Genomic DNA, 12,620 nt, shown 5'->3' with positions numbered 1-12,620 from the left:
CCTCACTTAAACTTTCGGAAACGTCATTTCCTTAGCATTATCAGCACTTGTCCTGCGTTGGAGTTTCAGATGGCGGAGCAGTTGGCGTGAAGGCCTTACTGCGCATGTTCCGGCCTTCCCGGAAATTGGCAATCATCATCGGTGGAGTCGCTCTTCTGGCGGGCGTTTCCGGCGGCGCGGCCGTTTATGTCGGCAAGGACAGGCTGATGGGTGCTGCCGGTGGTGGCTACGGGCTCGAATGCAGCGACGTCAACCTGGTGACGATCCGGAAGCAGGACCACATCTGGGTACGCAAATACATCAAGACCGAACCGACCGATGGGATGACGCGCGTCAAAACCGCGCTTCGCGTAGCCCAAGCCGTTTACGAAGCGCAGAAGCCGGATCTGGTCCAGGTGGTGGTGCTCGACGAGAACGGTCCGACATTGCGCGCCGACATCCGCGGCCGAGCGATCGGCGCCGACGTCGTCTATATCCCGCATCCCGACAAGACCGTTCCCGGCCTAGACGACAAGCCTTATACGGCGCGCTACTATGACGGCAAGGCCAGCGAAAACGGCCTGTTCTTCGGCGAGCGCATAGATATGCCCTCCGACGAAATCGCCATGATCAGTTCTGCTTTCAAGGATCCCGAGGATTGCGTCGACCCGGTCGCGGTTGGCTCCACGAAGAACGGGGAAAAGGGCAAGAAGGCCGCAGGCGGCGCACATGACGCAGCACCGGCGGCCGAAGCCGCGCCTGCTACGGAGAGCAGCGGCGCTGACGTCGTCGCGGAGGCACCGGCCGAAGAACCGCCGGCGGAACCCGCCAAGACCCACTGAGCGCACATCATAAAAAAAGCGGAGCGCCGGCAGGCACTCCGCTTATTTTGTTTCGATATTTTATTTCCGTCAGTCGGCTTTGTTGCGGCGGGCTGGGAAGAGGATGACGTCGCGGATCGACGGCGCGTTGGTCAGCAGCATGATGAGGCGGTCAACGCCGATACCGAGGCCGCCGGCCGGCGGCATGCCCTGGTCGATCGCATCGAGGAATTCCTCGTCCAGCTGCTTTTCCTTTTCGCCGCGGGCATGCGCCTGTTCGAGCTGCTCGACCATGCGGCGGCGCTGCTCTTCGGGATCGTTCAGCTCCGAGAAGGCGTTGCCGAGTTCCCAGGCATTGCAATAGGTCTCGAAGCGCTCGACGAGGCGCGGTTCGCCCGGCACTTCCTTAGCGAAGGGCGAGATGTCCTTCGGGAAATGCGTGACGTGAGACGGCTGGATCAACGTCGATTCAACCTTTTCCTCGAAGATGAAGGCGAGGCATTCGCCCCAGGTCCAATCCTTTTCGACTTCAAAGCCGGCAGCCTTGGCGGCGGCGCGTGCTTCCTCGTCGGTCTTGATCGCCAGGAAATCGATGCCGGTCACTTCCTTGACGGCATCCGGCATCGGCACACGCTTGAACGGTCCCTTGAAGGACAGGCGCTTGTCGCCGAAATCGAATTCAGTGGTGCCGTGAATGGAGAGCGCCAGGGTCTCGAACAGCCGCTCGACGAGGTCCATCATGTCCTCGTAATCGGCATAGGCCCAGTAACATTCCATCATCGTGAATTCAGGATTGTGCCGGGTGGAGACGCCTTCGTTACGGAAGTTCCGGTTGATCTCGAAGACCTTGTCGGTCAGCCCGGACACCAGTGTGCGCTTCAGGAACAGTTCCGGCGCAATGCGCAGGTACATGTCGAGCTTCAGCGTGTTGTGATGCGTCTTGAACGGCTCGGCGGTGGCGCCGCCATAGATCGATTGCAGCATCGGCGTCTCGACTTCCATGAAGCCGTCATTCTCCATGAAGCGGCGGATGCCGGAGACGATCTTCGAGCGCTGCTGGAAGCGAAGCTTCGAATCCTCGTTGGTCATGATGTCGAGATGGCGCTTGCGATAACGCAGTTCGATGTCGGAGAGGCCGTGCCACTTCTCGGGCATCGGCAACAGCGACTTGGTCAGCATTTCGATCTTTTGGGCGTTGATCGTCAGTTCGCCGCGCTTGGTGCGGCGCACGATTCCGGTGACGCCGATGATGTCGCCGATGTCGATCATCGGCAGCAGCGCCCGGGCCTCTTCGGGCGTCGTATCCTTATGGCTGAAGATCTGGATCTTGCCGCCGGCGTCGTGGATGTCCATGAACATGCCGGAGTTGCGCGAGGAATAAACACGGCCGGCAACGGTGACGACGTCCTGCGTCTCGACGTCGGGTTCCAGAGATTCGTATTTTGCGCCGAGCTCGGCATTGGTCATCGTCCGGTGGAAATGTGCCGGATAGACGTCGCCGATCTGCTCGCGCAGCAGCTTCAGCTTCTGGGCGCGCACCTCAGTCGCGTCGGAGGAAAGGGTGGTTTCGGTCTTGTTGTCAGCCATTGTCGAAATCCTCTGACTGTTCTTACTTCGAGCCGACGAGGGCGGCGACGGCCTGCGAGGCGAGCTTCAAGCGCTGGCGCACGACGGAGCGGCCGAGGATCGCCATGGAATCGAAAAGCGGCAGCGAGCGCGACGAGCCGGACACGGCGACGAAAAGCGGCGCGACCACTACCTTCAGTTTCTTGCCCATGCGGTCGGCAATCGCGCGCAGTTCGGCTTCGATCGTCTCGACATTCCATTCCAGGATCTTTTCGAGATCCGGCTGAACGGTGTTGAGGATCTCCAGGATCTCTTCCGGCAGTGACTTGATCTTGGCGAAGTCGGAAGGCTGCAGGCCGAGATCGGACTTCAGCAGGAAACCAGCAAGATCGGGCAACTCGCCGAGCTTTGAGATACGCGTCTGCGACAGGCGCAAGCCGGCCATCAGGCGGTCGTTTTCCATCGCCCAGCTCAGCACGCGGCCGCGGAACTCTTCTTCCGACAGCTTCTCGCGGATCCAGCGGCCGTTCAGCCAGTCGAGCTTCTGGATGTCGAAGATCGCGCCGGCCTTGGAGAGGTTCTCCGGGTCGAACTTCTCGGAGAGCTCATCCATCGTCAACAGCTCCTCGCCTTCGGCGATCTGGATGAAGAAGAGGCCGAGGAAGTTCATCAACGCTTCGGGGATATAGCCGAGCGCGGAATAATAGGAGATCGAGGTCGGGTTCTTGCGCTTCGACAATTTCGATTTGTCGGCATTGCGCATCAGCGACAGATGCATGAAGACCGGCTGGTCCCAGCCGAAATAGCGATAGAGCAGGATGTGCTTCGGAACCGAAGCCAGCCATTCCTCGCCGCGTGCCACATGGGTGATCTTCATCAGATGGTCGTCGATGACGTTGGCCATGTGATAGGTCGGCATGCCGTCGGCCTTGACCAGCACCTGCATGTCGACGGAATCCCAGGGGATGGAGACATCGCCGTAAACGCCGTCGGTGAAATCGCAGGAGCCTTCGGTCGGGATCTTCATGCGGATGACGGTCGTCTCGCCGGCGGCCATACGCGAGGTGACTTCCTCGGCCGTCAGGTTGAGGCAGAGGCCGTCATATTTCGGCGGCTTGCCGGCGGCGCGCTGGGTTTCGCGCATCTGTTCGAGGCGCGCGGGCGTGCAGAAACAGCGGAAAGCATGGCCCTTGCCCAGCAACTCCTCGGCGTAAGGCTGGTACATCGGCTTGCGGTCGGACTGGCGATAGGGGCCGTAGGGACCGCCGATATCGGGGCCTTCCTTCCATTCCAGGCCGCACCATTTCAGCGCGTCCAACACCTTCGTCTCGAATTCCGGGGTCGAGCGCGTCGCGTCGGTATCCTCGATGCGCAGGATGAACTCGCCGCCGTGCTTCTTGGCGAAAAGGTAGTTGAAGAGAGCGATGTAAGCGGTGCCGACATGCGGCTCGCCGGTCGGCGAGGGAGCGATGCGGACGCGGACGCCGGAAGTTGTCATTGGTATGGCCCGTCAATGAACGCCGGACGGCTTTCCGGGGAAAGCAACGTTCGGCCGAAGGATGCAGATATCTTCATCGGCAAACCGGCCGAAAAGGGCATATGCCCGCACTATCCGCCGATCGTCCGTTCGGCTGGCCTTAGGCCATATTCAACAGGGCGCGTCAAGAAAAACCACGCCTGCAAAGGCCCGGTGGGAGGGAAGGCGCGCCGGTTTCGCCGCGCCTTCTCGCTTCAACCTCAATGTGCGCCTTCGCGCTTGCGCTTGCGGGCGTTGCGCGCGAACATGTTCAGCACCTCCACCAGCGCGGAGAAGGCCATGGCGGCGTAGACGTAACCCTTCGGCACATGGAAGCCCATGCCTTCGGCGATCAGCGTTGTGCCGATCATCAGCAGGAAGGCGAGCGCCAGCATGACGATCGTCGGGTTCCTCTCGATGAAGTTGGCAAGCGGGGTCGCAGCAACCAGCATGACCGTGACGGCGGCGACGACGGCGACCACCATGATCGGCAGATGCGGCGTCATGCCGACGGCGGTGATGATGCTATCGACCGAGAAGACCAGGTCGAGCAGCAGGATCTGGCCAATCGCCGACGCGAAGCCTGTCGTGGTGGATTTGGCGATGAAATCCTCCTGCTGGTCTACAGGATCGACGCTGTGGTGAATTTCCTTGGTGGCTTTCCACACCAGGAACAAGCCGCCGGCGATCAGGATCAGATCCTTCCAGGAGAAGCCGTGTCCGAAAGCCTCAAACAGCGGTTCGGTCAGCTGCACGATCCAGGCGACGGTGCCGAGGAGTGCCAGGCGCATAACGAGCGCAAGACCGATGCCGATCTTGCGAGCCTTCTCCCGGTGCTCGGGCGGCAGTTTGTTGGTGAGAATGGAAATGAAGATCAGGTTGTCGATCCCAAGAACGACTTCCATCACCACCAGCGTGATGAGCGCCACCCAGGCGGCCGGATCCTGAATGAGCGTCATGATTTCCTGCATAAGCGTATATCCCTCTTGCGTCACATGCGTGAATGACGCGCGCAATGTAGTGTCCGTGGCCTGCTACGCAAGCGCCGCAAGGGGGTATACGAAATCGATGTGACTTTTATTCCCTAAAGCGCGTCGCGATCTTTCAGATTCGCTCCTCGCGCTTTAGGTCTTTGTTTTTACGCATGTCGTTAGCGCAAAACCGCGGCACACTTTTGCGCGACATGCTTTAGACAGAATGATTTAAGGCCAGGTCGGCCTTAAACCATCCTGTTCTAAATTAAAGAGTTAGAGCATGATGTCGTCCGAAGACTACTCGGACTTTTCGGCATCATGCTCTGATCGGCAGCCAGATTTCGGTGACGCCCATGCCGGTATAGGGGTCGAAGCGCTCATCGTAGCGTTCGAACATGTCTGGCGCGGCGCCATGCTCCAGACCGGAGGTCGGCCACCATGTGCCGAAAATCCGGTTCATGGTCAGCGGAATACCGGAGACATGGCCGCGGTGGGCAAAGACGACGTAACGTTGGCCGGGAAGCTTGAGTGTTGCAAAATCCGCCGGCAGATCACCGGCGTCGGCGACTTCCGCGGCGGCCATATAGCGGAATTTCTCCGCCTCGCCGTCGATATGGTTGCAGATGCCGTAGGCGACATTGCCTTTCTGTCCTGAGATATGGCCGAAATGGGCATTGAACTTCTGCCAGAGAGAAGGGATGGCGGCGTTGCCGCCATAGGGGTAGGTTTCCTGCAAGCCGGCAAACAGCATCGGCTGAAGGGTTTCGAAGCGGGGCGGTTCGAGGTCGTTGAGGTGGGTGGGGTCCATTCTGATCGGCTCCAGCAAGACAAGGTTACGGGCGTGCCCCTGCCGGCGTACAGCATCCGGCGTCACGCCGAACTGGTCGCGGAAGGCACGGGTGAAAGCCTCGTGCGAGCCATAGCCCGCACAAAGCGCAACCTCGAGAATGGTGGATGAACCGCCGATCAATGCGGGCACGGCGCGGCTGAGGCGCCGCCCTCTTATGTAGCTGCTGATCGAGTGGCCGGTGACGAGCCCAAAAACGCGCGACAGGTGGTAATGCGACAATCCGGCTGTTTCGGATATCACTTCCAGCGACAGATCGTTTTCGAAATGGCTCTCGATGAACCAGATCGCCCGTCCAACGGCGCTCATCCTCACTCCCCTAGTTGCAGCTCTTCTCTAGAGTAAAGCCGAAAGCCGGGTTTGATCGTCGTTGCGGGATTTTGGCCGATGGAGCGCGGCAGTCAAGGGTGGGGCAGAGGTGGGTCAGGCGGTCTCGTGTCGGCGGGCGCCGTAGGCGGCCATGAAGACCCGGATGGCGCCGCAGATGACGCGCTCGATTTCGTCGCGATGCGGCGGCTCTTCCATGGTTCCGAACAGGCGGAGCTTGAAGAAACTGCCGCTGGCGAGGTCGAGAAACTGGCCGGCGGCCAGATCGATATCGTCGATTTCGAGCCTGCCTTCGGCGATGTGCCGTTCCAGGAAGTCGCGCATGATGGTGCGCAGGTTTTCCGGGCCCTTGAAGAAGCGTTGACAGAGCACCGGCATGCGGTCGCGCACGCCAAGAACGGTGCGCATGGCGCTGATGACCTTTTCATCTGTCATATGGGTGACGAAACTTACCCCGAATTCGTACAGACCGGCTTCGGGATCGTCATGTTCGGCAAGCGCCGTGCGCACGGCCGCCACAAAGGCGGCGCGCTCGGCCTCGATCATCGCCGAAAACAATTCTTCCTTGTTGGTGAAATAGACGTAGAGCGTCCCCTTGGAGACACCGGCCTCGCGCGTCACGTCGTTCATACTGGCGGCGTCGAAGCCCATCTTCATGAAGACGCGCTTGGCGCCGGCGAGTATCTGCTGGCGCTTGGCCGGATCTTCGCCCGCGGCAAATCGGCCTCCTCCAACGGGAGGGCTGAAGACGGCGGCGTGGTCGGGTTTCAGCGTCATTTTTCCTTAACCGTGTTCACGGTTTCGTTTTTTCTTTAAAGAAATCGAACCGATTGGTTCTATACATCTTGATATGACGGTAGAACAGGTTTAAGTCAACTGAACCGAACCGTTCAGTTCGATTATTTACTTCAAGATCGGTAAAGTGGCCATGTCGAGCAACCAGAAAAGCAGCGTCGCGCGGATCGTCAGCGAAAACGCCGAAGCCGAAGAGGCGAAAGCTGAAGTCGCTGCAGTTGCAGAAGCTCCGACGGCGGAAGCTCGCGAGAAGCCATCTGCCCCCGCGCAGTCGGCGCCGGCTTCGGTCGCAGCGCCCGCGGCTGCGAAGAAGCGCCGTAGCCCGGTGCTGCCGATCGTCGTGCTTGCTCTTCTCGCCGGCGGCGGCTGGTATGGTTACGAATGGTGGACGAACGGCCGCTTCATGGTGTCGACTGACGACGCCTATATCGAGGGCGATATTGCAACGATTTCGCCGAAGGTCACGGGCTACGTCGCGAAGGTGAATGTGGTCGCCAACCAGGAAGTCAAAGCGGGCGACGTGCTTGCCACGCTTGATAACGGCGACTATCAGAACGCCCTCGATCAGGCTGAGGCCCAGATCGCCACCGAACAGCTTTCGCTGCAGCGCATCGACGCGCAGATCGAAGGCGCCAATGCCAGCCTCGTGCAGGCGCGGGCGCAGAAGGTGGCACTCGAAGCGGCCGTTCGCGGTGCCGAGATCACCCAGAAGCGCCAGAGCGATTTGCAGGCGAAGTCGGTCGGCACTGCCGCCGATCTCGACAACGCCAATATCGCTCTCGACCAGGCCAAGGCCAATCTTGCTGGCGGCGATGCCAACATCACTGCTGCGCAGGCCAACATCACCATTCTCCAGGCGCAGCGCAAGGAGGCCGAAGGCTCGGTCCGTTCGCTGGAAATCTCGCGCGACAAGGCCGCCCGCGACCTCTCCTTCACCGTGCTCAAGGCGCCCTATGACGGCATCGTCGGCAACCGCTCGGTCCAGGAGGGCGATCTCGTTTCGCCCGGCCAGCGCCTGATGGCGCTCGTCCCTGTGCGCCAGCTCTATATCGACGCCAACTTCAAAGAAACGCAGATCCAGCATCTGGTTCCCGGCTCGAAGGTCAACGTCCATGTCGACGCCTATGACGACAATCCCGTCGTCGGCACCGTCGAATCGATCTCGCCGGCTTCCGGCTCGGTCTTCTCGCTCCTGCCGCCGGAAAATGCCACGGGCAACTTCACCAAGGTGATCCAGCGGGTGCCGGTGCGCATCGCGCTGCCGCAGGATGCGCTCGACAGCGGCCGTCTGCGCGCCGGCCTCAGCGTCGTCGTCGACGTCGACACCCGCACGGCGCCGAGCAAGTAAGCCTTTAGAAAAGGCGGAGGTGGTCCGATGGCCGGTAGTGCGACAGCAGCAGGGACGATTCCGGCAGCGCCCGCCCACGCCGAGGATCACATGGATCCGAGGAAGCTCATCGCCTTCTTCGCGATGGTGCTCGGCATGTTCATGTCGATCCTCGACATTCAGATCGTCTCGGCCTCGCTAGCCGAAATCCAGGCCGGCCTTTCGGCCGGCAGCGACGAAGTCGGCTGGGTGCAGACGGCCTATCTCATCGCCGAAGTGATCATGATCCCGCTTTCGGGCACGCTGGCGCGCATCATCTCGACGCGTTATCTCTTCGCAATCTCGGCTGCCGGTTTCACCATGGCGAGCGCGCTTGCGGCGACGGCGACGAATATCGACCAGATGATCGTCTACCGCGCCATCCAGGGTTTTATCGGCGGCGGCATGATCCCGTCGGTGTTCGCGGCGGCCTTCACCATCTTTCCGGCGTCGAAGCGCAGCATCGTTTCGCCGATCATCGGCTTGATCGCGACGCTGGCGCCGACCATCGGTCCGACCGTCGGCGGTTATCTCAGCCATGCCTTTTCCTGGCACTGGCTGTTCCTCGTCAATATCGTTCCCGGCATCATCGTCACGATCGTCACCTGGAACTTCATCGATTTCGACAAGCCGGAACTGTCGCTTTTCAAGAAGTTCGACTGGTGGGGACTTTTCTCGATGGGCATCTTCCTCGGCGCGATGGAATATGTGCTCGAAGAGGGCAATTCGAACGACTGGTTCAATGACAGTTCCATCGCCATCGCAGCCGTCGCCTCCGGCGTTGCGGCTATTATCTTCTTCTATCGCGCCTTCACGGTGGACTTCCCCGTCGTCGACCTCAAGGCCTTTTCGAACCGGAATTTCTCCTTCGGCTCGATCTTCTCCTTCGTCATGGGCATCGGCCTCTATGGCCTCACCTACATCTACCCAGTCTACCTTGGACGCATCCGCGGCTATGATTCGCTGATGATCGGCCAGACGATGTTCGTCTCCGGGCTTGCGATGTTCTTCACCGCGCCGATCGCCGGCAAGCTGTCGACGAAGATGGACCTGCGCCTGATGATGGTGATCGGTTTCACCAGCTTCGCCGCCGGCACATACATCATGATACACCTGACGGCGGATTGGGATTTCTACGAACTGTTCATCCCGCAGATTCTGCGCGGTTTCGGGCTGATGATGTGCATGGTGCCGATCAACAACATCGCGCTCGGTACGATGCCGCCGTCGCGCATCCGCGGCGCATCCGGCCTGTTCAACCTGACGAGAAACCTCGGCGGCGCTGTCGGTCTCGCTGTCATCAACACCGTACTCACCAACCGGCAGGACGTGCACTACGAACGGCTGCGGGAGAATATGGACTGGGGCAATCCGGCGGCAATCGACCAGATGAACAACATGGCCGCCAATTTTAACACCTACGGCATGGATGGCGCCTCGGTCGCGATCAAGCAGATGGTCGGTCTTGCCACCAAGCAGGCGGTCGTCCTCTCCTTCAGCGACGTTTTCCTCATCCTGACCGCACTTTTCGTTGCGATGATTCTCGGTGTCGCCATGATCAAGAAACCTGCGCCGCAAGGCGGGGGAGGCGGTGGCGGCCACTGACCTCCGGCCTGCCGCCCCATGAAAAGGTCCTCTCCGGAGGGCCTTTTTATTTGCCGTTTTCCAACTCATATGTCATCAGCATGTCATCCTCGGTCGGACAGTCCCAAGCGGACCTGCGGTGGCGGAAAACACTACGCCGATCGGCCTGTTCGATTTTTTGATTTACGTACATCAAATTTGGCGCTAATGGTCTCGTCAGGAGGAACGATGAGGCCCACGGTTCACGATATCGCCGCTGCCGCCGGTGTCAGTCTCGCGACTGTCGACCGGGTTCTCAACCAGCGCCCCGGTGTGCGTCACGTCACGCGGGAGAAGGTCGAGACGGCAATCCGCGAGCTCGGTTATATCAGAGACGTTGCCGCCGCCAATCTCGCCAAAGGGCGTACCTATCCATTGGTCTTCATCCTTCCGGCCAGCGACAATTCCTTCATGCACGGGCTCAATGCCGAGATCCGACAGGCGGTGCTGCGCTCGCCGGCTGAGCGTACCGATATTCGCACGATCGAGGTTCCGGCTTTCGATCCGGCCGCCCTCGTCTCGGTGCTGGAAGAGTTATCCCGGGAGAAACCTTGCGGCATTGCGATGGTTGCGACCGATGCGCCTGAAGTGCGCGCCGCCGTCGACAAGCTGGTGCGCGAGCGCTTTCCCATCGTCACCCTGGTTTCCGATCTCACCGGCTCGCTGCGCCATCACTACGCCGGCGTCGACAATATCGCGGCCGGCCGCACAGCGGCCCGCCTGCTCGGCCGCTTTCTCGGGCCGCGAAAGGGCGAGATCGCCGTGCTTGCCGGCTCCATGCTGGTGCGCGACCATCGCGAGCGGCTGGAGGGCTTTGCCGCAGTCATGGCCGCGGAGTTTCCGCATCTTGCAATCCTGCCGGTGCTCGAAGGCCGCGACGACCCCGAGGTCGCCCATAGGCTCGTTGCCGACGCGCTTGGGAATGCCGGGATCATCGGCGTCTACAGCCTTGGCGCCGGCAATCGCGGCCTGATCCGGGCGCTGAAGGAGAAGACTGTCGACCGGACGCTGACTGTCATCGCCCATGAGCTCACCGCCCATACGCGCGCAGCGCTCGTCGACAATACGATCGATGCGATCCTCAACCAGGACGCCGGCCATGAGGTGCGCAGCGCCATTCGTGTGTTGAAAGCCAAGGCGGACGGGCTTGCCGTCATCGAAGCGCAGGAGCGCATTCGCCTCGACATATTTCTGAAGGACAATCTGCCGTAACGGCAAAGGAGAATACCTCATGTATCTCGGTCTCGATCTCGGAACCTCCGGCGTCAAGGCGATGCTGATCGACGGCGATCAGAAGATCGTCGGCTCGGCCAATGGTTCGCTCGACGTCTCGCGTCCGCATTCCGGCTGGTCGGAGCAGGAGCCGGCCCACTGGGTGCGTGCGACGGAGGAGGCTGTCGCCGGCCTCAAGGCGAAACATCCGAAGGAGTTGGCTGCGGTCAAGGGCATCGGCCTTTCCGGCCAGATGCACGGCGCGACGCTTATCGATGCCACCGATAAGGTGCTGCGTCCCTGCATCCTTTGGAATGACACGCGCAGCCACGTCGAGGCTGCGGCCCTCGATGCCGACCCGCGCTTTCGTGCCCTCACCGGCAACATCGTCTTTCCCGGCTTTACGGCGCCGAAGCTCGCCTGGGTCGAGAAGCATGAGCCCGATGTTTTCGCCAGGATCGCCAAGGTGCTGCTGCCGAAAGACTATCTACGTCTTTGGCTGACCGGCGAATATATCTCCGAAATGTCGGATTCGGCCGGCACCTCCTGGCTCGACACCGGCAAGCGCGCCTGGTCGTCTGAACTGCTCGCGGCCACCAATCTTTCCAGAGAGCAGATGCCGGCACTTGTCGAAGGCACCGAGCAGGCCGGCAAGCTGCGGTCTGAACTGGCGGCGCAATGGGGCATTTCCGGCGACGCCGTCGTTGCTGGCGGCGCGGGCGACAATGCGGCCTCGGCCTGCGGCATGGGCACGGTCAGCGATGGCGCTGCCTTCGTCTCGCTTGGCACATCAGGCGTGCTTTTTGCCGCCAACGGCTCCTATCTGCCGAAGCCGGAAAGCGCCGTGCATGCCTTCTGCCACGCGCTGCCGAACACCTGGCACCAGATGGGCGTCATCCTGTCGGCCACCGATGCGCTCAACTGGCATTCCGGGGTCACCGGCAAATCGGCCGCCGAGCTGACCGGAGAACTCGGCGAGACGCTGAAGGCGCCGGCCGGCGTCAGCTTTCTTCCCTATCTCTCCGGCGAACGCACGCCGCACAATGATGCCGTCATCCGCGGCGCCTTCATCGGCCTCGAACATGAAAGCAGCCGTGTCGTGCTCACCCAGGCGGTGCTCGAAGGTGTGGCCTTCGCCATCCGCGACAATCTCGAAGCGCTGCGCTCGGCCGGTACCGGCATCTCCCGCGTTACGGCGATCGGCGGCGGTTCGCGCTCGCATTACTGGCTGGCGTCGATCGCGACCGCGCTCGGCGTTCCGGTCGACCTGCCGGCCGACGGCGATTTCGGTGCGGCCTTCGGCGCCGCCCGCCTCGGCCTGATCGCAGCAACCGGGGCAGATCCGATTGCCGTCTGCACGCCGCCGGTGACATCGGGCACCATCGAGCCGGTGTCTGCATTGAGCGGCGCTTATGAGGATGCCTACAAGCGCTACCGCGCACTCTATCCGGCGATCAAATCGTTGGCGCATTGAGAATTCGAGCCAGCGGCCCCCTCATCCGACCCTTCGGGCCACCTTCTCCCCGAGGGGAGAAGGGAAAAGAGGCGCCGCAGCGAGTCTCTTCTCCCCCTCGGGGAGAAGGTGCCGGCAGGC

10 protein-coding genes are annotated in these 12,620 nt (G+C 61.2%); 5 read left to right on the top strand and 5 right to left on the bottom strand.

The features are described from left to right. The first annotated feature begins 86 nt into the window (after positions 1–86). Positions 87–821: a hypothetical protein gene (locus tag RCCGE510_RS16875; protein WP_037079032.1), complete on the top strand. Its 735-nt coding sequence runs from the start codon at positions 87–89 to the stop codon at positions 819–821. Positions 822–890: 69 nt separating this feature from the next. Here RCCGE510_RS16875 and lysS read toward each other — a convergent pair whose 3' ends face one another. From lysS to RCCGE510_RS16850, 5 genes are all read right to left on the bottom strand, one after another. Further along, entirely contained in the window at positions 891–2,387 is a 1,497-nt protein-coding gene (lysS, locus tag RCCGE510_RS16870; RefSeq protein ID WP_007631855.1) for a lysine--tRNA ligase, read from the bottom strand. A 22-nt stretch (positions 2,388–2,409) separates the two neighbouring features. Beyond that, complete coding sequence (gltX, locus tag RCCGE510_RS16865) at positions 2,410–3,864, bottom strand: glutamate--tRNA ligase (RefSeq protein ID WP_007631854.1); 1,455 nt, start codon at positions 3,862–3,864, stop codon at positions 2,410–2,412. 239 nt (positions 3,865–4,103) lie between these two features. Next, positions 4,104–4,853: a TerC family protein gene (locus RCCGE510_RS16860; protein ID WP_007631853.1), complete on the bottom strand. Its 750-nt coding sequence runs from the start codon at positions 4,851–4,853 to the stop codon at positions 4,104–4,106. Between the two features lie 319 nt (positions 4,854–5,172). Next, on the bottom strand, positions 5,173–6,012 hold the full coding sequence (locus tag RCCGE510_RS16855) for an AraC family transcriptional regulator (RefSeq protein WP_007631852.1): 840 nt from the start codon (positions 6,010–6,012) through the stop codon (positions 5,173–5,175). Between the two features lie 114 nt (positions 6,013–6,126). Further along, positions 6,127–6,807, bottom strand: a complete 681-nt coding sequence (locus RCCGE510_RS16850; RefSeq protein ID WP_007631850.1) for a TetR/AcrR family transcriptional regulator — start codon at positions 6,805–6,807, stop codon at positions 6,127–6,129. A 151-nt stretch (positions 6,808–6,958) separates the two neighbouring features. Here RCCGE510_RS16850 and RCCGE510_RS16845 point away from each other — a divergent pair, with 151 nt between their 5' ends. The 4 genes from RCCGE510_RS16845 (at position 6,959) to xylB (ending at position 12,500) form a co-directional block, all read left to right on the top strand. After that, positions 6,959–8,173 carry an HlyD family secretion protein gene (locus RCCGE510_RS16845; RefSeq protein ID WP_007631849.1) on the top strand — a complete coding sequence of 405 codons (1,215 nt, stop codon included), beginning with the start codon at positions 6,959–6,961 and terminating at the stop codon, positions 8,171–8,173. Positions 8,174–8,200: 27 nt separating this feature from the next. Beyond that, complete coding sequence (locus RCCGE510_RS16840) at positions 8,201–9,796, top strand: DHA2 family efflux MFS transporter permease subunit (RefSeq protein WP_007631848.1); 1,596 nt, start codon at positions 8,201–8,203, stop codon at positions 9,794–9,796. A gap of 207 nt (positions 9,797–10,003) precedes the next feature. After that, on the top strand, positions 10,004–11,026 hold the full coding sequence (locus RCCGE510_RS16835; protein ID WP_007631847.1) for a LacI family DNA-binding transcriptional regulator: 1,023 nt from the start codon (positions 10,004–10,006) through the stop codon (positions 11,024–11,026). Between the two features lie 19 nt (positions 11,027–11,045). Beyond that, positions 11,046–12,500, top strand: coding sequence for a xylulokinase (xylB, locus tag RCCGE510_RS16830; RefSeq protein WP_007631844.1), 1,455 nt, complete (start codon positions 11,046–11,048; stop codon positions 12,498–12,500). Positions 12,501–12,620: the final 120 nt, after the last annotated feature.

The sequence above is a fragment of the Rhizobium sp. CCGE 510 genome (genome assembly GCF_000292525.1).
Classification (GTDB): Bacteria; Pseudomonadota; Alphaproteobacteria; order Rhizobiales; family Rhizobiaceae; genus Rhizobium.
The sequence above is the reverse complement of the archived record's forward strand: the minus strand, read 5'-3'. Positions and strand labels throughout refer to the sequence as shown.

Bases quoted from the DNA above. Each gene is read 5' to 3' on its own strand.
- RCCGE510_RS16860 (WP_007631853.1), bottom strand. From the start codon at position 4,853: ATGCAGGAAATCATGACGCTCATTCAGGATCCGGCCGCCTGGGTGGCG.
- RCCGE510_RS16835 (WP_007631847.1), top strand. From the start codon at position 10,004: ATGAGGCCCACGGTTCACGATATCGCCGCTGCCGCCGGTGTCAGTCTC.
- xylB (WP_007631844.1), top strand. From the start codon at position 11,046: ATGTATCTCGGTCTCGATCTCGGAACCTCCGGCGTCAAGGCGATGCTG.
- RCCGE510_RS16840 (WP_007631848.1), top strand. From the start codon at position 8,201: ATGGCCGGTAGTGCGACAGCAGCAGGGACGATTCCGGCAGCGCCCGCC.
- RCCGE510_RS16845 (WP_007631849.1), top strand. From the start codon at position 6,959: ATGTCGAGCAACCAGAAAAGCAGCGTCGCGCGGATCGTCAGCGAAAAC.
- lysS (WP_007631855.1), bottom strand. From the start codon at position 2,387: ATGGCTGACAACAAGACCGAAACCACCCTTTCCTCCGACGCGACTGAG.
- gltX (WP_007631854.1), bottom strand. From the start codon at position 3,864: ATGACAACTTCCGGCGTCCGCGTCCGCATCGCTCCCTCGCCGACCGGC.
- RCCGE510_RS16855 (WP_007631852.1), bottom strand. From the start codon at position 6,012: ATGAGCGCCGTTGGACGGGCGATCTGGTTCATCGAGAGCCATTTCGAA.
- RCCGE510_RS16850 (WP_007631850.1), bottom strand. From the start codon at position 6,807: ATGACGCTGAAACCCGACCACGCCGCCGTCTTCAGCCCTCCCGTTGGA.